The organism is Phyllobacterium sp. OV277 (genome assembly GCF_900104355.1).
Classification (GTDB): domain Bacteria; phylum Pseudomonadota; class Alphaproteobacteria; order Rhizobiales; family Rhizobiaceae; genus Phyllobacterium.
This window is the reverse complement of sequence record NZ_FNIY01000017.1, coordinates 1-20,719: the sequence shown is the minus strand read 5'-3', so window position 1 is coordinate 20,719 and position 20,719 is coordinate 1. Positions and strand designations below refer to the sequence as shown.

Below are 20,719 nucleotides of genomic sequence, written 5' to 3'. Positions count from 1 at the left end.
GAAAAAGGGGCGCGTGAGCACCCCTAATCCATTGTTTTTGCTGCTTTCACGTCAGCGCGAAGTCAGATCATCCGGCAGGTCGCGATTGTGGAACTCTTTGAACACAGCCCGCAGTGTGCCATTGGCAAAGTTGGTCTTTACCCAATTGTTCAGCCAATCCTGTAGCGGCTTTTCGCCCTTCGGAAGGGCGATGCCGAGATTGGTTTCCTTCTGGGTGAACTTCAGTTCAAGCGGGTTGCTGGTGCGTTTTTTGTTGAGGCCGCCAAGAACAGCCGACTGGCTGGAGATAATGTCGACCTGGCCGGATACGGCGGCCGTGATGAGCGTTGCGTCGTCTTCGAAGCGCACGATTTGCGCGCCGGGTGCGTTCTGGGTGATGTCCATGTCGTTGGTGGTTGCGCGGGTAACGCCAATGCGCTTACCGGCAAGATCGGCATAATTTTTGATCTCGACGGTTTTGGGCGCGGCAACAATGAGGCTGAGTGTTGCATAGGGCACGGAGTAATCGATGGCTTTCTTGCGCTCGTCCGTAATACCGAGGGCGGAGACGAGCAGATCTGCTTTTCCGGTCTGAACAGTTGGAACACGGGCGGCATTGGTGATCTCGATCAGCTCCAGTTTGACGCCAAGGTCTTTGGCAATGAGGCGCGCGGTCTCGACATCGGAGCCCGTAGCCTTCAGATCGCCATCGACATAGGAATATTCAGGGCTGCCCATGGCGACAGCAATGCGAACTTTGCCGGATTTCTTAATGTTTTCAAGGATATCCGCCTGCGCTGCGGTTGCGACTATCATCAGTGCCGCTGTAGCAGCGACGGCAACTTTCATTATGGTTTTCATGTTCTCTCTCCCAGTTGATTTCAGTCTCACCGGCGAGGCCGGATTGATGTCAGAGGCCGTTCGCCAGAAACTCCTTCAGTTCCTGGGTTTCGGGCCGCACAAGCATGTCACCGGTACCGGTCTCCCAGACCCGGCCGGTGTTCATGTAGATGACGCGGTTTGCGACCTTGCGCGCGAAAGCCATTTCGTGCGTCACGACGATCATGGTCATTCCGCCCTTGGCGAGATCTTCCATCACGCGCAGAACTTCGCCGGTTAGTTGCGGGTCGAGCGCCGAAGTCACCTCGTCAAACAACATCACTTTGGGTTGCATCGCGAGCGAACGGGCAATGGCCACGCGCTGCTGCTGGCCGCCGGACAGCTGTTCGGGGTAGGCGTCGATTTTCTGGAGCAGGCCGACTTTTGCGAGAACCGACTTTGCCGTCTCCATGGCGTCGGCGCGGCCGATATTCTTGACGCGGCGCAGCGCCAGCATGATGTTCTCGGCCACATTCATATGCGGAAACAGATTGTAGCTCTGAAACACCATCCCAACATCCTGGCGCAGGGCACGAATGCTCAGATCAGGCGACTCCACGCGATGACCGCATACTTCAATCGACCCGCCCTGAATTGTCTCAAGCCGGTTGATGCAGCGCAGCGCGGTGCTTTTGCCAGAACCGGATTGGCCGATCAGCGCCACCACTTCCCCCGGCGCGACATCGAAGGACACACCTTTGAGGACCTCGACGGTGCCGAAACGCTTGATGACTTCGTGGAGTTTAACGGCGGCCGACATTCAGTTTCCTCTCGAGAGAACGGCTCCAGACCGAAAGCGGATAGCAGACGCAAAAATAGAAAGCGGCAGCGATGCCAAAGATCAGAAATGGCTGGAACAGCGAATTATTGATGACCTGCGCGGCGCGGGTAAGCTCAACAAAGCCGACAACTGACGCAAGTGAAGTGTTTTTAACCAGCTGCACCATGAACCCGACCGTTGGCGGGGTGGCGATGCGCAGGGCTTGCGGCAAAATCACGTCTGTCAGTACCTGCCAGCGCGTCAGAGCCAGGCATTCAGCAGCTTCAAACTGGGTTCGCGGCACGGATTCAACGCAACCCCGCCAAATTTCACCAAGATAAGCGCTGGAATAGATCATCATGCCAACACCGGCGGCCATCAATGGCGGCAATTCGATGCCGATGACGCCGAGGCCGAAATAGATGACAAACATCAGGATCAAGAGGGGCGTTCCCTGAATGATCTGAACATAAACAAGCGATAAGCGCCGCAGCCAGCGCATAGTCGAGGTGCGGGCGAGCATGACGAAGAATCCCGCAATGCCACCCAACGCAAAGGCGAGGGCGGAGAGAACGACCGTCCAGACAAGCCCGTTCAGCAGATAAATGAGGTGATTTGTGGTGAAACCGTCGGTCATGGCTGGCTCCTCACAATGGTGTACCGAGCTTGCGGCGGCGCGGGAAAATGGCGAGCGCTATCGCGTAAAACCCGAAGCGGAGGAGATAGGTGATCATCAGATAGATCACGGCGATGACGATATAGGTTTCGAACGAGCGGAAGGTGTAGGACTGGATATTATTGGCGACGCCGGTCAGCTCCTCCGCAGAAATCTGCGATGTGATCGATGTTGACAGCATCATCAGGATGAATTGGCTGGTCAAAGCCGGATAGACCCGCTCGATTGATGGCATGAGGATGATGTCGCGGTAGATCTGGAAACGGGAGAGACCGAGTGCTTCCGCCGCTTCAATCTGGCTTGGATGGACTGCTTCCATGCCCGCGCGGACGATTTCTGCCGTATAGGCCCCCACATTGATGACCATGGCGAAGACCGAGGCGAAAAACACCGGCATGGTCAGGCCCATCGACGACAATCCGAAGAATATGAAGAATATCTGCACGATAAACGGCGTATTACGCACGGTTTCGATGTAAATGCCGACAAGGAAGCGCAGCCATGGATAGGCGCTGCGCCGGGCAATTGCACAAAGAACGCCGATGACGAGCCCGATGGCCACCGCGACGATGGTCATCTGGATTGTTGTAATCGCGCCCTGAAGAAAGCTTTGCCAATAGGGTAGGAGCGCTTCAAAATCGAACTGATAATTCATGGCGCTTTTCCCACCTTATCGTGCCAGCCAGCCGCCATCGACGGGCAGAACTGTTCCATGCACATAGTCGGAGGCTCGGGATGCCAGAAAAACCGCGGCGCCACCAATATCCGAGGGATCACCCCAGCGACCAGCTGGAATGCGAGCCAGAATCTGGGCGCTTCGGTCCTGATCTTCCCTCAAGGCTGTTGTATTGTTGGTGACGAAATAACCGGGGGCTATGGCATTGACGTTGACGCCTTTTGCAGCCCATTCGCACGCCAGAAGTCTGGTAATTCCGGCAAGCCCGCTCTTTGAAGCCGTGTAGGACGGAATGCGGATGCCGCCCTGAAATGACAGCAGCGAAGCAATGTTGATGATTTTGCCCTGTCCCGATGCAATCATATGTTTTCCGGCTGCCTGAGACAGAAAGAACGCCGATTTGAGATTGGTGTCGATAACCGCGTCCCAATCTTCCTCGGTGAAATCAACCGCATCATTGCGCCTGATAATACCGGCATTATTGACAAGGATGTCGAGGCCGCCAAAGGTTTTCAGCGTTTCCTCAACGATGGATGCGGTGGGGGCAATGGTCGCGAGATCAGCTCTTATTTCGTGGAATTGCGCACCTGTCGCTTCCACTAGAGCGCGGGTCTCATCCATTGAAGACCGGCCAACGGCGGCAATGGACGCCCCGGCTTGCGCAAGCGCCAGCGCAATGCCCTGTCCGATGCCCGTATTCGCACCAGTTACGATGGAGATTTTATCTGTCAAATCAAAGAGTTGTGGCACGTTGTTCACCGCAGTGAGCTGATCGGGATATGGTCCATATCCGTAAAGCTTTTGTTGTCACCGCCCATCGCCCAGATGAAGGCATAGTTCGCGGTGCCGACGCCCGAATGAATGGACCAGCCGGGGGAAATGATCGCCTGTTCATTGGCAACGACCAGATGGCGCGTCTCGGAAGGATCGCCCATCATGTGGAAAATGCGCTGATCGCTTGGCACGTCGAAATAAAGATAGGCTTCGGAACGCCGGTCATGCGTGTGGGAAGGCATGGTGTTCCACATGTTGCCAGGGTCAAGCTGGGTCAGGCCCATGACAAGCTGGCAGCTGTCGCATACGTCAGGGTGAATATACTGGAATATGGTGCGCTTGTTGGACGTTAGCTGGTCGCCCAGCTTCACCTGCTTGGCCCGATCAGGCTTGATGAGCGTGCTTGGATGGGCAGCGTGGGCAGGTGTCGACAGAAGATAGAACTTTGCCGGGTTTGCTGTATCGATGCTCTCGAATATGACGTCGACCACGCCCTTGCCAATATAGAGACAATCTCTCGATGCGAGTTCATGCACAGCGCCGTCCAAGGAAATGCGACCTGCGCCACCGATATTAATAACGCCTAGTTCGCGCTGCGCAAGAAAGAACTCCTGTCCGATTGCCGTTGGCGCGCTCAAAGTCAAAGGCTTGGTTGCGGGCAGCGCGCCGCCGATGACAAGGCGATCGATATGGCTATAGGTAAGGACGATTTCATCCGCTTCGAAAATGCTTTCAATCAGAAAGTGGCGGCGCAAATCGTCTGTGCCATAGGCGCGGACCGCGTCGGGGTGGGAAACCTGTCTGACTTCGATTTTCATGTCTTACCCTTGTTCTGTTCTGTAGATTGCGCCCGTGAACGGGCTATACATCGTCGATGAAGTAGCTCGGATTGATGTTCCGCATTTCCTTCACTTCGTTGAGCATTTGGCCGAGATGGAAGCCCATCGCCTCAATAGCGTGGGCGGTGTCGTGCCGGCGGATGCCATCGAGAATGGCTTCATGTTCGTCAATCACGCGGGTCAAGCGTCCACGTTGCGGCAGAGTCAATCGCCGATAGCGGTCGATCTGCATCTTTACCTGCTGAATGACATTCCAGATGCCAGGAAATCCCGCTATCGCATTGATTTGAAGATGAAAACTTGTATCGGCCTGATGAAACAATTCATTATCAGTTACAGCCTCGGCCAGAGCCAGATCGGTGATGCTGGCTTCAAGGCGCTTGATATCAGCAGCATTTGCCTGTTCGGCCGCCAGCTTCACAGTTGTTTCTTCAAGCGATTTGCGGATGAGGATGGCTTCGTAAAGCGCGCGCCGCGGGATGCGGGAGACGAAAGTGCCTGACTGTGGAAAAATGTCGATCAGTCCATCATCGGCAAGACGCAGCACTGCCTGATGAACGGGCGTGCGACTGACACCAAAATGTGCCGCAATCTCTTTCTCCGATATGGGCTCCATCGGCTTGCGCCGCAGGGAGATAATCTCTTCGAGCAGTTCTTTATAAATATGCGTCGCTGCGCGCGGTGTCGCGGCGCGTTGCTGCACATAGGCTGTTTGAGATGAGGAAAGGGGATGCGTCCGGTCGCGCTTCCTGTCGGTATCATTGGTTTTCTCGTCATCTGTGAGCATGCCGGTTGTCCTTTGGTTCTGCAGTGGGTGAGCACCGCCTTCTGGCAATTCTGTTCCACTCGTATTGAGCGGTTTCTCACAGCTTTTCGCAAGTCACGATGGCGAGTGAAATATAAATATTCTAATATTTCAGTTTTGACAAGCGACTTCGATTTGGTTTTGCACAGGAGAGGCGCGGCACCCGGAAAACATTGGCAGGAGAGAAGGGATATTCAGCATAGACGCGCGCCGAAGCCTGTATTTAGCGCAGGCTCAGCAAGGAAGGCCGGGCAGAAGGTCTGTTCGCATGTTCGGTTGCAAACAGGTCTCTCGGCGGTCAAGGGTTTCATTTGATTGGCGTAGCGCCGACCTCGCGTTAGGCGGCATTGACGCCCCGCGCGTTCGCGGTTACAAAAATAGCCATGAAAATTGCAATGGTTTTGATCGTAGTGGGAACGCGCATGGGCAGGATGGTTTAACCATCCGGCGTTAGCACCCATGCGCGGCAAACAGGCTCCTGACGGGGCCTTTTTTTTCGCCCAGATTTTGGTGCTGCCCCGTCAAAACCCTCTGTCTTCAACCATTGCAATAAGGAACTGCCATGACAGGCAATGACATCACTACATCAATACGCATTCCCATGACCGGGGCAGAGATTGTTCTGCAGGCGCTGCGCGACAACGGCGTTGAGCACATCTTTGGCTATCCGGGGGCGGCGGTGCTCCCGATCTACGACGAGATTTTCCAGCAGAGCGATATCAGGCACATTCTGGTTCGTCATGAACAGGGCGCAGGCCACGCTGCTGAAGGCTATGCCCGGTCCACCGGCAAGGTTGGCGTTATGCTGGTGACATCAGGGCCGGGCGTTACCAATTCTGTGACACCGCTGCAGGATGCCTTGATGGATTCAATACCCATCGTGTGCCTGTCGGGTCAGGTGGCCACATCGCTTATAGGCACGGATGCTTTTCAGGAGTGCGATACGGTTGGCATCACGCGGCCATGCACAAAGCACAACTGGCTCGTCGCTGATGTGAACGATCTTGCCGCAACGATACATGAAGCTTTTCGCATTGCACGGTCAGGACGTCCCGGGCCCGTTCTGGTTGACATGCCAAAGGATATTTTGCTCGCGCACGGCTATTATGCTGCTCCTTCCAATATTGACGAAAGAAAGAGTTATCAGCCGAATGTCATTGGCAATGACAAGCAAATAGAAGCAGCGCTGGAACTTCTGGCGCGTGCACGCAGCCCCATCATTTATACGGGTGGCGGCGTGATCGGCTCTGGACCCGGTGCATCAAGATTATTGCGTGAGTTTGTCGAACTGACAGGGTTTCCCATCACCTCGACTCTTATGGGACTCGGCGCATATCCGGCGTCTGGGGCAAACTGGTTGAAAATGCTCGGTCTGCATGGCTCATATGAAGCGAATATGGCGATGCACGAATGCGATGTCATGGTGTGTATCGGCGCGCGGTTCGATGATCGGGTGACGTCACGCGTTGATGGGTTCTCGCCGAATTCCAAGAAAATCCATATCGATATTGATCCTTCGTCCCTGAACAAGATTATTACCGCCGACATTTCCATTCAAGGCGATGTGGCACAGGTTTTGGGGAAGATGGTCAGTCTTTGGCGGGCTCTGCCCATAAAGCCAGATCGCGGGCGGTTGCAGAAGTGGTGGGAAAAGATCAATCAGTGGCGGGCACGTAACTCGTTTTCCTATGAGATGAGCAGCACGGTCATCATGCCGCAATACGCGCTTGAGCGCCTTTATGAACTGACCAAGGATCGCGATACCTATGTGACCACGGAGGTGGGGCAACACCAGATGTGGGCTGCCCAGTATTATGGCATTGAAAGCCCTAATCGCTGGATGACATCGGGCGGGCTTGGCACCATGGGATATGGCTTGCCGGCTGCAATCGGGGTGCAGATCGCCCATCCGACGAGCCTCGTGATCGATATTGCCGGTGATGCTTCCGTACAGATGACCATGAAAGAATTGTCGACGGCTATCCAATATGATGCACCCATCAAGGTGTTCATATTGAACAATGAATACATGGGATTGGTTCGGCAATCGCAGGAGATGGTGCACGAAAACCGGCTGGCGCACTCCTACTCGAAAGCCCTGCCAGACTTTGTCAAAATCGCCGAGGCTTTTGGAGCGGTGGGTATCCGGTGTGACAGACCTGATGAGCTTGACGATGCTATTGGGGAGATGATCGAGGTCAAGCGGCCGGTGCTGTTCGATTGCCGGGTGGCCAAGCTCGCCAATTGTTTCCCGATGATCCGGCCCGGTCGGGGACATAATGAGATGTTTTTGCCTGATGAAATCACAGACGTTTCATTCCGGGGACCAATAGATATCGACAGTCGCGGCCTGCTTTAATAGTCGAAGGAATGATCGCAGCCCTAAATATCGGGGCTGCGATCATCTTTCATCGAGCGGTGTCTCGATCTTCCTGTGCAAAAAATTGCAGCTGGGCATTTGACACGGCAGAACTTCCATGCTGAATTGGCACAATGGTCCAACCAATTATGCAAGGCGTTTCGTGATCAATCCGATCCTTTCACCGGTTCACACATCATCGCGCGATGACGCGGTGCTGAATGCATTGGTGGATTTCGTTGCCAGCGAAGGGCTGAAACCCGGCGACCGTTTGCCGACCGAACGGGTACTTGCGGAATATTTGAAAGTCAGCCGGACCACAGTACGGGAAGCGCTCACACGCTGGCAGGAACTCGGACTTGTCGAGCGGCGGCAGGGTAGTGGTACCTATCTGCGTTCAGCGGTGACGCGGAACATGTTGCATATGCCGCTGACATTGCCATCGGGCAATGATTTCAAGAGCTTGATGCACACATTGGAAATTCGACGCGGGCTTGAGGCGGAAGCAGCGGTTCTGTGTGCGGAACGGGCGAGTGATGAAGACATCGCCTTTATCGAGCAGAAGCTGATTGTTATGGAAGAGGCGTTTCACGCCCGCGAAGGCATGTCAGCCGAGGAGGACTGGGATTTCCACCTTGCCGTCTTCCGCACGTCTGGAAATCCACTCTTCGAGCAGATCATCGCCGCCATGTATGAAATGTTTCACCGGTTCTGGGAGCATCCGCTTGGTGTGCGTGACTTTGGCCACGCCAGCTTTCCCTATCACCGTACCCTGTTCAATTGCATTGCAGCGCGTGATCCTGTTGGAGCACGCGCCGAGGCATTGAAACTTATTGCCACCGTTGAAAATGACCTTCGGCGCGGCGCCGCAAATCTCAAAAAGCAGAGCAAGACATGAACGACAATCCCTTTTTCTATGATCAGGATATGATGGCGCAGGCCGCAACTTTGCTCGCTCATGATGACCCGTTTCCCGGCGGATCGGTCGTTCCGCCGATCTATCAGACATCGCTGTTCACCTTCGAAAATTATGCTGACATGGCCGACACTTTTGCCGGTCGCAAACGCCAGCCGATCTATTCGCGCGGTGACAATCCGACGGTGATGGAATTTGAAGGCAAAATCGCAGCACTTGAGGGGGCCGAAGCTGCCCGGGCGTTCTCCAGCGGTATGGGCGCGATCAGTGCCACGGTGCTTGCCTTTGTCGGAGCAGGGGACCGGATCGTCGCCGTGCGCAATTGCTATGGCGATGCGTATCGTCTGTTCGAACGGCTTCTGCCGCATCTCGGTATCAAGGTCGATTATGTCGATGGGTCCGATCCCGATGCGGTTGCTGCGGCGCTTCCCGGTGCCAAGCTGCTTTATCTGGAAAGTCCAAGCTCGATGATGTTCGAGCTGCAGGACATTGCGCATTACGCACAACTGGCCAAGCAGCATGGCGTTATCACAACCATTGATAATTCCTATGCGACACCGTTGTTCCAGAAGCCGATCAGCCATGGCATTGATCTGGTTCTGCATTCCGCCTCGAAATATCTTGGCGGGCACAGTGATACCGTAGCGGGTGTGGTCGCGGGATCGCGCGAAATGATCGACCGGATCAATGGCCGCACCTATTCCTATCTCGGCGCAAAGCTTTCACCCTTTGAGGCATGGCTTTTGCTGCGCGGCCTGCGCACGCTGACCCTGCGCCTGCCGCACCATATGAAGAGTGGTCTGACGATAGCTGAACGTCTGAAAGGGCGCGGCGATGTGGAGCGTGTCATTCACCCTGCCTATTCCAATCATCCGGGTAAGGCGACACTTACCGGTTATACCGGGCTTTTCTCCTTCGAAGTCACTGATGAGATCGACGTGCCGACATTCGTCGATGCACTCAAGCTGTTCCGCATCGGTGTGAGCTGGGGCGGGCATGAAAGCCTCGTCGTTCCGGCGATGGCTTCATTGCAGCAGACGCCCGATGCCAACTCAATCGGGCGCTTTGGTGTGAGCCCGCGAACCATCCGTCTGCATGTGGGACTTGAAAATGTAGAGGAGCTCTGGGCCGACCTTGTGAATGCCCTGGATAAAGCCAAACGCTAAACAGAAAACTGAAGTGGGAGCATAAAATGCAAAAAAGAATGGGAACATTTCTTGCCGGTGCGATGGCCGCACTGGCGATGACCGTATCGTCAGCCTTTGCTGATACGACCATCAAGATGGTTGAAGTGATTACAAGCCCGCCGCGTACGGAACTGCTCAAGAAGCAGATTGCGGGTTTTGAGCAGGCCAATCCCGGTATCAAGGTCGAGCTGGTTTCGCTGCCTTGGGGACAGGCGTTTGAGAAATTCCTGACTATGGTTCAGGCCGGTGATACGCCTGATGTGGTCGAAATGCCTGAGCGTTGGATGGGCCTTTATGCGAATAATGGCCAGCTTGAAGATCTCGGGCCTTATGTTGCCAAATGGAAAGATGGCGGCACGCTGGGTGAACGCGCCAAGCAGTTCGGCTCCGTCGTCGACAATAAGCAGTACATGATCCCCTATGGCTACTATGTCCGGGCCATGTTCTGGAACAAGAAACTGTTTGCCGAGGCAGGGCTCAAGGAAGCACCAAAGACGCTTGACGAGTTCATGGAAGCCAACAAGAAGATTTCCGCGATCAAGGGCAAGTATGGCTATTGCCTGCGCGGCGGTCCCGGCGGCTTCAATGGCGTCCAGATGTTCATGAACATCGCCAATGGCAAGGGTGCTTATTTCAACGCCGACGGTACGGCCACCCTGAACGAACCGGGTTCGGTCAAGGGCCTCGAAATGCTCGCCGATATCTACAAAAAAGGCTATGCGCCGAAGGACAGTGTCAGCTGGGGCTTCAACGAAATCGTCACCGGTTTCTATTCCGGAACCTGCGCGATGCTCGATCAGGACCCCGATGCGCTGATTGGTATTGCCGAGAAGATGAAGCCTGAAGATTTTGGCGTTGCGCCGATGCCAACGGGACCTAATGGCAAGTCCTATCCGACGCTAGGTTATGCCGGCTGGGCTATGTTTGCCAATTCCAAGGTCAAGGATGATGCGTGGAAGCTGATGGGCACTTTGCTGGCTCCAGCTGACAACCTCGAATTTGCCAAGAATGTTGGCGTTCTGCCCATTCACAACGGTGCGGACAAGGACCCGTATTTCGGTTCGGAAAGCTTCAAGGGCTGGTTCCAGGAATTGAGCGATCCAAAGACGTTCGAGTTCGTGACGCCGCCGACCCATCTGGAAAATCTCGGCAACTTTTATGACTCCGTATCAGTGAAGAATTTCCAGGAAGTATTGCTCGGCCAGAAAACCGCCAAGCAGGTTGCTGACGACTGGTCTGCGTTCCTCACCGAACAGCAGCAGGCCTGGATGGCCAAGAACAAAAAGTAATTGATGCGATGCCCCGGCGCCGTTGTGCCGGGGCATTTTCCCACGACTTTCGCCAATCCGTGAAATCGGAGGCGAGGGGTGGGGGACCATTGGCAAAAGAGGGGCCGTACACATGGCAATGCAATCAACAGCGGCAATGACGCCGCAACAGGAGAGAAAAGCCAGCAGCAAGCGTCGCTTCAGCGCCGCTTTCGAGCCGTGGCTTTATCTCAGCCCTGCGCTTGTTCTGCTGCTTGTGGTTCTGGTGGTGCCGCTGATTTTCGGCGTCAGCTATTCCTTCCGCAAGTTCTCGGCGTTCAAGTCCGAATATGTTGGGCTCGCCCAATATAAGGCTTTGCTGTCTGACCCGGTTCTTGGTCAGGCGCTGATGAACACCTTGTGGTGGACCGTCGCGAGCCTGTTTCTCCAGTTCTTTCTGGGTTTGGGCCTTGCTTTGCTGCTGGACCGTCCCTTCTTCGGCAAGAAAGTGGTACAGGCGATTGTGTTTTTGCCATGGGCTGTGCCGTCGTTTCTTTCGGGTCTTACATGGGCATGGTTGTTCAACCCAATTGTTGGGCCGTTGCCGCATTGGCTTTTCGCGCTTGGTCTCAAATCTGAGCCCACCAATATCCTTTCTGATCCGGCCACGGCGATGTGGGGTCCAATTATTGCCAATGTCTGGTTCGGCGTACCATTCTTCGCGATCACATTGCTGGCTGCGCTGAAATCTATTCCTTCCGAGCTGCATGAAGCCGCCGCCATTGATGGTGCCAATCCATGGCAGCGTTTCATCAAGGTGACACTGCCTTTCCTTGCGCCAACCATCGCGATCACAGTGATGCTGCGCACAATCTGGATCGCCACCTTTGCCGACCTCATCTACGTGATGACCGAGGGTGGTCCGGCTGGTTCAACCAATACGGTTGCGACCTACATCTATGTCAGCGCCTTCAAGACCCTGGACAAGGGCTATGCTTCGGCAGTTGCCGTCCTGCTTCTGGCGCTTCTCATCCTTTATGCGGTCGTGCTGATCCGTATCCGCCGCTCGCTTGTGAGGTATTCGTGATGATTGCTGGCCGTTCCCGCAAAGCCCGTATTCTTGGAAGTATCGGCCTTTACACCGCCGTTGCCGCCTATGTGATCTTCGCGCTGTTCCCACTGTTCTGGACCCTGAAGATTTCGGTGACACCGCAATCGCTGCTCTATTCGGAGGGCATTACGATGTGGCCTTCATCCGCCACATGGGAGAATTACAAGACCGTTCTGAGGGCAACAGACTTTCCGCGCTATTTTCTCAACAGCGTGATTGTTTCTGTCGTAACCGCAGTGCTTGTTACGATCATCGCTTCAGCTGCCGGATATGCCCTGTCGCGGTTTTCGTTTCGCGGGAAAACCACCGTAGCGGTGATTTTGCTGCTGACCCAGACGTTCCCGCTTGTGATGGTCATTCCACCGATCTACCGCATCATGGGCGAGCTTGGCCTTACCAACAGCCTGACCGGGCTGATCATCATCTATACGGCGTTCAATATCGCTTTTGCCACCTTCCTGATGCAGTCGTTCTTTGACGGCATTCCGAAAGATCTGGAAGAGGCGGCGATGATTGATGGATGCAGCCGCAGTCAGGCGCTGCGCCGCGTCATCATTCCGCTCACCCTACCGGGTATGGGCGCAACGCTTGGGTTCGTCTTCACCGCCGCTTGGAGCGAGCTGCTGTTCGCGCTGATGCTGATCAGCAGTGACAGCCAGAAAACATTTGCCGTCGGCCTTCTGACCTTCATTGGAAAATTCGCTGTCGACTGGGGACAGATGATGGCGGCTTCAGTGCTTGCGTTGATCCCGGCCTGCCTGTTCTTCGGCTTCTTGCAACGCTACCTCGTGACTGGCCTCACCGCCGGTGCCGTCAAGGGATAATCGAAAGAGATAAGCTCATGGCTTCCGTCACCATTACCAATGTTCAGAAAAATTATGGCGCGATGAACGTGCTGTCGGCAGTGGACCTTTCCATTGCCGATGGCGAGTTTGTGGTGCTTGTCGGCCCGTCCGGATGCGGCAAGTCTACTCTGCTGCGCATGATTGCGGGGCTTGAAGAGATTTCGGCCGGTGAAATCCGTATCGGCGAGCGCGTCGTCAATGATGTCGCGCCAAAGGATCGCGATATCGCCATGGTGTTCCAGTCCTATGCGCTTTATCCGCATATGGATGTGGCATCCAATATGGGCTTCAGCCTGATGTTGCGCAAAACCGCCAAGGAGCTGGTGTTCGACCGGGTTGGCGCCGCAGCCAAACGGCTGGGGCTGGATGTCTTCCTGCAGCGTCTGCCGCGTCAGCTTTCAGGCGGCCAGCGTCAGCGCGTTGCCATGGGCCGGGCCATAGTGCGTGATCCGCAAGTGTTTCTCTTTGATGAACCGCTGTCCAATCTCGACGCGAAACTGCGTGTTCACATGCGCACCGAGATCAAGGCGCTACACCAGCAGCTGAAAACCACCTCCGTTTATGTCACCCATGATCAGGTGGAAGCCATGACCATGGCCGACCGCATTGTGGTAATGCATGATGGTGTGATCCAACAGGTGGGGACGCCGCTTGATCTTTACGATCATCCCGCCAATCTTTTTGTGGCGGGCTTTATCGGGTCTCCGGGCATGAATTTTCTGCCCGCCGTCGTCAGTCGCAACAATACTGAAGTCGAAGCGCAGCTTAGCGATGGCCAGACAATTGCCATTGATCCGCGATTGCTTGTTGAAGACGGCGAACGGGTAACAATCGGCATCCGCCCGGAGAATATTGAAGTCGGAAGCGCGGATACTTTGAAGGCCAAAATCCAGGTTATCGAGCCTCTGGGCCTCTCAACCCAGTTCTACACAACTCTGGCTGATTTGCAGGTTTGTATCTATGCGATGGGACGAACCGACCGGAAGCCGGGTGACACAATGAACATCGGGATCAAGGCCGGGGATGTGCATGTTTTCAATCCCGCTACCGGGCAGAGGATTGATCCTGCCGCCTGAGGTTGAATCACTGTTCTCACCTCATTCTATGCGAGGAATTATTTTTCCTTGTATCGGCTGTTTGTGGTATTAAATTCACAAATTCGCGTCTTGTGACAGCGAATAGTGCCTATGCATCCTCAAGGCAAAGTGACATTTTCCAATCATCGCCGAAAGGCTCGAAAACTCTGGATGGAAACAAAAAAATGAATTGGCTCAAATCCCTACTCGTTGTTGGTGCAATGCAGGCTCTGGCCATCGTGCCGATGCAGACTCAGGCGCAGGCGCAATCGAACCTTGAGCAGATCAAGACAGCCGGCGTGCTGAAGATCGGCACGGAAGGCACCTATGCGCCGTTCACCTATCACGATGCTGCGGGCAAGCTTGTCGGCTTCGATGTGGAAATCGGCGAGGCTGTTGCCAAGAACCTTGGCGTGAAAGCAGAGTTCCTCGAAGGCAAGTGGGATGGTCTGATCGCTGGCCTCGATGCCAAGCGTTATGACACCGTGATCAATCAGGTTGGTATCACGGACGCACGCAAGGCGAAGTATGATTTCTCCGAGCCCTATATTGCCTCCAAGGCCGTGTTGATTACCAAGGGCGACAATACCGATATCAAGACCTTTGCCGACCTCAAGGGCAAAAAATCTGCCCAGTCTCTGTCGAGCAATTTCGGCAAGATCGCGCAGGCCAATGGCGCAGACCTTGTTGGCACTGATGGTTTTGACCAGTCGATCCAGCTGCTGCTCAGTGGCCGCGCCGATGCCACGATCAATGACAGCCTGTCCTTCCTCGATTTCAAGAAGCACAAGCCCGACGCCAACGTGAAAATCGCGGCAACGCAGGAGAATGCTGATTTCTCCGGCATCATCATCCGCAAGGGCGAGCCGGACCTGCTTGCAGCCATCAACAAGGCACTCGAAACCATCAAGGCTGACGGCACGTACAAGCAGATTGCCGACAAGTATTTCGGCGCGGACGTTTCGAAGTAAGACTGTTTACGCTTCGAAAAAAGTACGCTCTAAGAGGGCAGGGGGATGATACTCCCTGCCTTTGCCTTTTAAGGGAGACGCGGCCTTGTCCCATTGGCTGACACTGATGCTTGAATCGCTTGGACCGTTGCTATGGGCCGGGTTGATTTTCACCATTCCGCTGACACTTCTGTCGTTTGTACTGGGATTGGCTGTGGGTTTGATTGCAGCGCTTGTCCGGCTGTTTGCTGCCTGGCCCTTTGCCGCCATTGTCAAGTTTTACGTTTGGATCATCCGTGGCACGCCGCTGCTGGTGCAGCTCTTTCTTATTTTCTACGGGCTTCCCAGTGTCGGCATCGTGCTTGACGCCTTTACCGCTGCATTGATCGGTTTCACCCTCAACATCGGTGCCTATACGTCGGAAATCCTGCGTGCTGTGATTTCGTCCGTACCGCGTGGACAGTGGGAAGCCGCTTATTCCATCGGCATGACATGGTCTCAGGCCATGCGCCGCACGATCTTGCCACAGGCGGCGCGCGTTGCTGTGCCGCCATTGTCGAACACGTTTATTTCGCTCGTCAAGGATACGTCGCTGGCGGCGGCCATCACGGTTCCAGAGATGTTTCAGGCGGCACAACGCATTGTTGCCACCACCTATGAGCCGCTCATCCTCTATGTGGAGGCGGCGATTATCTATCTCATCCTGAGTTCGGTCCTGTCGTCGTTGCAGGCACGGCTTGAAACCCGTCTCAATCGTTATGGCGGATTTCTGGAGGCACGGTCATGATGATTGAACTGAGGAATATCGAGAAACGCTTTGGTGATCTCACGGTCCTCAAGAACGTCTCCCTGAGTATCGCCGAAGGTTCTGTCATGGCGCTTGTCGGGCCATCGGGCGGCGGCAAAAGCACACTGCTGCGCTGCATGAACCTTCTGGAAATTCCAACATCCGGTTCCGTGGAAATCGACGGTGACAGGCTGGAATTTCAGCCGGGTGTCAAAGTCACGACCAAGGCTGTTCAGTCGGTGCGTCGGCATTCGGGCATGGTGTTCCAGAACTTCCAGCTTTTTCCGCATCGCACTGTTATCGAGAATGTCACGGAAGGCCTGACGACCGTTTTGAAATGGCCAAAGGAGAAAGCGCGCGAGCGGGCTCTGATGCTGCTTGAGAAAGTCGGTCTGGCGCATAAGGCTGACGTCTGGCCATCAACGCTATCGGGTGGTCAACAACAGCGTGTGGCGATTGCCCGCGCATTGGCACCATCGCCGAAAATCCTGCTTTGTGATGAGCCGACATCGGCGCTTGATCCGGAACTGTCAGGCGAGGTTGTTGACGTGTTGGCGCAACTGGCACGGGAGGGCACGACCATGGTTATGGCAACGCATGATCTGCGTCTGGCTTCGCGCATTGCCAATCAGGCGATCGTGCTCGATGGCGGCGTTATCGTTGAAACCGGCACGTCGCACGACATCTTCACCCAGCCGAAGCAGGAGCGCACAAAGCGTTTTATTGCGACATTGACCCATGAGGGGCAGCATACGCACGGCGAGGGCATTTGAGGCTGGTTAGTCCGCTTTGGCCTGTGTCGGGACATTGATCATCCATTGCACGTCAAACTGGTCTGTCAGCTTGCCAAAGAAGTCGCCCCATACCTGAAGCCCGAATGGCGTGGTGATCGTTCCGCCAGCGGCGAGACGTGTGAACAGTCTTTCCGCTTCATCGCGGTCTTCTATGACAAGCATATGGGCGGAGCCGCGCATGGTTTCGGCATCGTCATTGTCCGAGGCGTAGAAGAGAACACCCGGACCCTCGAAGCGTGAATGCATGATTTTGCCGCGCATGGCTTCGGTGCGCACAGGCATGCCGTTTGCCCCATACCGTAGTTCTTCGGTGATCCGGCCTAGTCCACAGTGAGTGTAGAAGGCGAGAGCCTGTTCGCAAGACGTTGTAAAGAAAAGATAGTTCGACAACAGCATGACCGGTACTCCGGGCGTTGAATATTGATCATTCTTTATCGTAGCATGGGGTGATCTAATTAATATTGAGCCCATAACTGGCAGGGTCCAGCCCTATATCGCCCATGCCCTTCGCCAGTCCGGTGATCAAGCTTGTCCTTTGCCGTTCTGCGATAAAGCTCCAGCCGCGCGTGATGCCTTCCTGCCAGGCTTGGCCTCTTTCCCAAGCTTCGGCATAGGCAATGGCCAGATCAGACTGGCGACGGGCGGTTATCAATGCTTCACACAACAGGGCGGCCTGCTGAGCATCCTTATCGCGTTTGCTGATGCCGTTGTCATCACTCCGGCGGCGCGACGCGACGATAAGTTTGTGAACCGCATAGCGTTCCGGTGCAGGTACATTCACCGATACGCCGCTCTTGTGCAGCAATACGGTGCGCACGGGTTCATGGATCAGATAGTCGAGAAAGCGTAGTGGTTCTGCTGCCGCTCCGCCGAGTGCCGGCATACTGGCGGGTTTGCTGGCAAAGTCATCGCTTCCGGTGTTTGGCGTGAGAAACTCCACCTTGTACTTTTTTGCGTTCTCAAATTGCGTCGTGAGATTGCCGCTTTGATGCGGGACTTTGCGAAATGACGGATCGATCTGACGCAAGACGTCGAGAACTGGCGGAATAGTGTCACCGACAGCCGTGGAAATCGAATGAAACTGGGCAAAATCCGCATCGCCCGTCTGCATGACTGCTGAAGGCAGTTTGATGCCAAGTACGCCAGAGTAGGTCTGGAAAGCGACGGTTCCTACAAGGACTGACCTCAGCCTGAAAAGTCCGGCATTGGCCAAGATTTCCACAATGTCTCCGGTGAACCGTTCCGGTGAGGTCATTCCGGCGTCGCGTGTCAGCGTCGAAACCAGTTTCCGCCGGGCCCGCAAATCATCTTTGATTTCCTGAAAGGCAGCAACGCGCTTTGAGATTTCCGCGTCGCTCTTGGGGCCAACATAAGTCCGCTTGTCGCCACTGTCCGTTGGCGTGTCAAAATACCAGTACTCATTGCCCTTGACGGTTACGGTTACAAACCGTCCCGTGATCGCAAAGTCTGCCTTGAAGTTCGCATCGAGTGTTCGCTGACCAAGTTCTGCAAACATCGTCCGATAGACCAGATCGATCTCTTTGAGCATGATGTTGTCCAGTTATAATGTTTGCGCGAAAACATTATAACCGATTGGCAGGCCTTCGCAAGTCGTTATAATGTTTTCGCGGAAACATTATAACCCCAGCCGTTACTGTTTCGTCCTGTGACCGAGGGCGGTCTATTGTGTTTATCTGGGAGAAAGGCCATCGAGCAGGAAGTCGAGGCCCTTTCTGAATGCACCATCCCAATCATTATCCAAAAGCAGACGAGAGCGTTCGATTGTCGGGTAGTGTTCACTGAGACGTGTCAGGCGTTGCTGCCCAGCAGCCATGTCATCGTCCGTAAGGTCGAAACTCGCCCGGGTGATGGTAGCGCCCATTACATAGTTCCAGAGCGACCATATCGCAATGTTCAGATCTGCGTCCGCTACACCGGCTCCGGACAGGATCTTGCTCAGCAGTTCCAGACGATTGAGGATGTTTTGGCCGAGCGCCCGGCGCGGCAACAGGGATGCCGACCAGGGATGGCGCAGCATGCTGGCGCGCCAGTCTTCGAGCATATGAACGACTTCTGCGCGCCAGTCTTGCGACTTATCCACTTGCGGCGGTCCGTGATATTCAAGCACCAGATTGAGCGCCAGATCAAAGACATCCTCCTTGTTGTCAACGTGCCAATAGAGGCTCATCACGCCCGAGCCGAGGCGATCAGCCAGCTTGCGCATCGTCAATCCACTGACTCCCTGCGCGTCCAGCAGTTCCACCGCAGTCGCCGCGATACGTTCCATGGAGAGGGGTGGTTCACTGCGATCCTGCATGGGCTGAGCCCGCTTGCCCGGAGTATCGCTACGTTTGGCAGCCATCTGTTTTCCTCACTGTTCAGAACGTCGATTTTGACTGGCAACACGATGAATGTCGATCTTGAACGGTTGACTCGTACAACGTACTATATAATGTATCGTACAGTGTACTAGCCATTATATGGGTCATATGGGTCAAAGTTCAATCATGCCAGCCGCGGGGAAACATTGCTCGCAATGGGCAGAGCCAAGAGAAAATCATGTCACGCGCAATCAAGAAGCTGCTTATCGGAGGGCTAATCATCATGACCATAGGAATTCCCACGGCGGCGACAGCAAATGAGAATGATCTCAAGCTGACCATCGTCAATCCACACACCCTCTATGACCCGTCGCCGAACGGCTATAGCACGGCGGTGATCACGCCGCGCGGAGGCCGTGTGGCCTACATCTCCGGGCAGGGCGGTCAAGACAGTACGGGAGCCTTATCGCCCGACTTCGCTGTTCAGGTTAAGCAGGCCTACGCAAATCTGCACGCCGCCCTCGATGCGCTCGGTGCCAGACCGGACCAGGTCGCCAAGCTCACAGTCTTCGTGGTCGATCACGATATGTCCAAGCTTGAAGTGTTGACCAGGAACGTCAAGGAAGTGTTTGGCAAGGCGCTACCGGCGCAGACTCTGATTCCCGTTCCCAAACTCGCAATTGACCCCATGCTGTTCGAAGTGGAAGCGGTGGTCGTGCTCGATTAGCGGGGGCGGTTGGCTGCACTCGCAAAGACTGCCAATAACGGATCGAGGTGAGGCATGCCGATCCGTGGCGATCCGGTCAATTCCCCGGCTCTCGCTTTCTCACTTTGATTAAGACACCATCACGTACCGGAACTTTCGACCCTTTGCGGAGCCTTCTTATTGACAGTTCCGTGAAGCTGGATAATTCTTGGCGCTGCGCATCCTGATCCGCGACGGGTCACTTTCCACGCGCCGCCAGCTATAACGGCGGTTTGCACTGCGCCTCATCTCACATCCCAAAAATGATCTCACCGAGAAAGACGGAGGATTTTCCATGACCAATGCCCAATGCGTATGCGGCGCACTCAGACTTGTAATGCGAGAGCCAGAAAAACTGGTTGCCGTGTGTCATTGCTTAGCCTGCCAACGGCGAACCGGCACATCATTCAGTGTCAACGCGTTCTATGCGGCTGATACCGTCGAGATTTCGGGAGCGGCTAGAGAGTTCAATCGCGTTGCCGAAAGTGGCCGCAATGTACGCATGTATTTTTGCCCGATCTGCGGTTCGACAGTCTATTGGAAGCCTGATGCTGCACCCGCAATGATTGGCGTGGCTGTCGGTGCATTGGCCGATCCAAATTTCCCGGCGCCAACCCTATCAATCTTCGAGCAATCCAAACATCATTGGGTAAGTCTTGCGGAAGAGGTCAAGCGCTTCCACGCAAGTCTGATCTGACGCGAAGGTCAACTTTGCAGTCTCTTGTGCTCCCGGTCGAGCAGGGCGATATTCAATGCTGCCAAAGTCGCACTTCAGAATAGAACCCACCCCGGCTACACACAATGTGGCAGCAATTTAGAAATGTCGCGTTGTATGCAAAGTAGAAATGTCATCCCGAGAGATGCCGAGGTGCGTCGCCGGGCAGGGCGGAGACTTCACCATCGCAGCCCGGACCGGTGACAGTGAATAGAGCCGTGGCAGCTTGCTCCTGTAGTCTGCCTTCTCTTCGTTTCTCAATCCAACTGTCGCGCCGC

Annotated in this window: 22 protein-coding genes; 12 read left to right on the top strand and 10 right to left on the bottom strand. The window is 54.9% G+C overall.

Annotated features, from left to right (window positions below; translation table 11 throughout):
* Positions 1-51: 51 nt before the first annotated feature.
* The 7 genes from BLU05_RS25255 to BLU05_RS25225 are packed head-to-tail and all read right to left on the bottom strand — an operon-like array spanning position 52 to position 5,370.
* A complete protein-coding gene (locus BLU05_RS25255; protein ID WP_091886623.1) occupies positions 52-840 on the bottom strand; it encodes a transporter substrate-binding domain-containing protein in 789 nt (262 codons plus the stop codon).
* Positions 841-889: 49 nt separating this feature from the next.
* Positions 890-1,618, bottom strand: coding sequence for an amino acid ABC transporter ATP-binding protein (locus BLU05_RS25250; protein ID WP_091886620.1), 729 nt, complete (start codon positions 1,616-1,618; stop codon positions 890-892).
* A complete protein-coding gene (locus tag BLU05_RS25245) occupies positions 1,602-2,255 on the bottom strand; it encodes an amino acid ABC transporter permease (protein WP_091886617.1) in 654 nt (217 codons plus the stop codon). Before BLU05_RS25245 ends, BLU05_RS25250 begins: the two co-directional genes overlap by 17 nt.
* Before the next feature lie 10 nt (positions 2,256-2,265).
* On the bottom strand, positions 2,266-2,949 hold the full coding sequence (locus tag BLU05_RS25240) for an amino acid ABC transporter permease (RefSeq protein WP_091886614.1): 684 nt from the start codon (positions 2,947-2,949) through the stop codon (positions 2,266-2,268).
* A gap of 15 nt (positions 2,950-2,964) precedes the next feature.
* A complete protein-coding gene (gene kduD / locus BLU05_RS25235) occupies positions 2,965-3,720 on the bottom strand; it encodes a 2-dehydro-3-deoxy-D-gluconate 5-dehydrogenase KduD (protein ID WP_091886684.1) in 756 nt (251 codons plus the stop codon).
* 5 nt (positions 3,721-3,725) lie between these two features.
* Positions 3,726-4,562 carry a 5-dehydro-4-deoxy-D-glucuronate isomerase gene (kduI, locus tag BLU05_RS25230; protein WP_091886611.1) on the bottom strand — a complete coding sequence of 279 codons (837 nt, stop codon included), beginning with the start codon at positions 4,560-4,562 and terminating at the stop codon, positions 3,726-3,728.
* A 43-nt stretch (positions 4,563-4,605) separates the two neighbouring features.
* On the bottom strand, positions 4,606-5,370 hold the full coding sequence (locus tag BLU05_RS25225) for a GntR family transcriptional regulator (RefSeq protein ID WP_091886608.1): 765 nt from the start codon (positions 5,368-5,370) through the stop codon (positions 4,606-4,608).
* A gap of 619 nt (positions 5,371-5,989) precedes the next feature.
* On the opposite strand from BLU05_RS25225, the gene BLU05_RS25215 reads away from it, so the two are divergent.
* The 10 genes from BLU05_RS25215 (at position 5,990) to BLU05_RS25170 (ending at position 16,639) form a co-directional block, all read left to right on the top strand.
* A complete protein-coding gene (locus BLU05_RS25215) occupies positions 5,990-7,747 on the top strand; it encodes an acetolactate synthase 3 large subunit (RefSeq protein ID WP_091886681.1) in 1,758 nt (585 codons plus the stop codon).
* 118 nt (positions 7,748-7,865) lie between these two features.
* A complete protein-coding gene (locus BLU05_RS25210) occupies positions 7,866-8,645 on the top strand; it encodes a FadR/GntR family transcriptional regulator (protein ID WP_091886605.1) in 780 nt (259 codons plus the stop codon).
* Positions 8,642-9,829 (top strand): PLP-dependent transferase, encoded by a 1,188-nt coding sequence (locus BLU05_RS25205; protein ID WP_091886602.1) that lies wholly within the window; start codon positions 8,642-8,644, stop codon positions 9,827-9,829. The genes BLU05_RS25210 and BLU05_RS25205 overlap by 4 nt, the downstream gene beginning before the upstream one ends.
* A gap of 38 nt (positions 9,830-9,867) precedes the next feature.
* Positions 9,868-11,139: an ABC transporter substrate-binding protein gene (locus BLU05_RS25200; RefSeq protein WP_175540757.1), complete on the top strand. Its 1,272-nt coding sequence runs from the start codon at positions 9,868-9,870 to the stop codon at positions 11,137-11,139.
* Between the two features lie 112 nt (positions 11,140-11,251).
* Positions 11,252-12,184 (top strand): carbohydrate ABC transporter permease, encoded by a 933-nt coding sequence (locus tag BLU05_RS25195; protein ID WP_175540755.1) that lies wholly within the window; start codon positions 11,252-11,254, stop codon positions 12,182-12,184.
* Positions 12,184-13,032, top strand: a complete 849-nt coding sequence (locus BLU05_RS25190; protein WP_091886596.1) for a carbohydrate ABC transporter permease — start codon at positions 12,184-12,186, stop codon at positions 13,030-13,032. The genes BLU05_RS25195 and BLU05_RS25190 overlap by 1 nt, the downstream gene beginning before the upstream one ends.
* Positions 13,033-13,049: 17 nt before the next feature.
* Positions 13,050-14,129: an ABC transporter ATP-binding protein gene (gene ugpC, locus BLU05_RS25185; RefSeq protein ID WP_091886593.1), complete on the top strand. Its 1,080-nt coding sequence runs from the start codon at positions 13,050-13,052 to the stop codon at positions 14,127-14,129.
* Positions 14,130-14,314: 185 nt separating this feature from the next.
* Positions 14,315-15,100 carry an amino acid ABC transporter substrate-binding protein gene (locus BLU05_RS25180; protein ID WP_091886590.1) on the top strand — a complete coding sequence of 262 codons (786 nt, stop codon included), beginning with the start codon at positions 14,315-14,317 and terminating at the stop codon, positions 15,098-15,100.
* 85 nt (positions 15,101-15,185) lie between these two features.
* On the top strand, positions 15,186-15,866 hold the full coding sequence (locus BLU05_RS25175) for an amino acid ABC transporter permease (RefSeq protein WP_091886587.1): 681 nt from the start codon (positions 15,186-15,188) through the stop codon (positions 15,864-15,866).
* On the top strand, positions 15,866-16,639 hold the full coding sequence (locus BLU05_RS25170) for an amino acid ABC transporter ATP-binding protein (protein WP_091886675.1): 774 nt from the start codon (positions 15,866-15,868) through the stop codon (positions 16,637-16,639). The genes BLU05_RS25175 and BLU05_RS25170 overlap by 1 nt, the downstream gene beginning before the upstream one ends.
* A 6-nt stretch (positions 16,640-16,645) precedes the next feature.
* Here BLU05_RS25170 and BLU05_RS25165 read toward each other — a convergent pair whose 3' ends face one another.
* From BLU05_RS25165 to BLU05_RS25155, 3 genes are all read right to left on the bottom strand, one after another.
* On the bottom strand, positions 16,646-17,056 hold the full coding sequence (locus BLU05_RS25165) for a VOC family protein (RefSeq protein WP_091886584.1): 411 nt from the start codon (positions 17,054-17,056) through the stop codon (positions 16,646-16,648).
* Positions 17,057-17,111: 55 nt separating this feature from the next.
* The gene (locus BLU05_RS25160; protein ID WP_175540754.1) at positions 17,112-18,209 is read right to left on the bottom strand and encodes a nucleotidyltransferase family protein; all 1,098 of its coding nucleotides are present in this window, start codon (positions 18,207-18,209) and stop codon (positions 17,112-17,114) included.
* Positions 18,210-18,350: 141 nt separating this feature from the next.
* A complete protein-coding gene (locus tag BLU05_RS25155; protein WP_091886581.1) occupies positions 18,351-19,022 on the bottom strand; it encodes a TetR/AcrR family transcriptional regulator in 672 nt (223 codons plus the stop codon).
* Positions 19,023-19,219: 197 nt separating this feature from the next.
* Between BLU05_RS25155 and BLU05_RS25150 the strand changes: the two genes are divergently transcribed.
* The gene (locus BLU05_RS25150; RefSeq protein ID WP_091886579.1) at positions 19,220-19,708 is read left to right on the top strand and encodes a RidA family protein; all 489 of its coding nucleotides are present in this window, start codon (positions 19,220-19,222) and stop codon (positions 19,706-19,708) included.
* A 313-nt stretch (positions 19,709-20,021) separates the two neighbouring features.
* The gene (locus BLU05_RS25145; RefSeq protein ID WP_091886576.1) at positions 20,022-20,423 is read left to right on the top strand and encodes a GFA family protein; all 402 of its coding nucleotides are present in this window, start codon (positions 20,022-20,024) and stop codon (positions 20,421-20,423) included.
* Positions 20,424-20,719 lie beyond the last annotated feature (296 nt).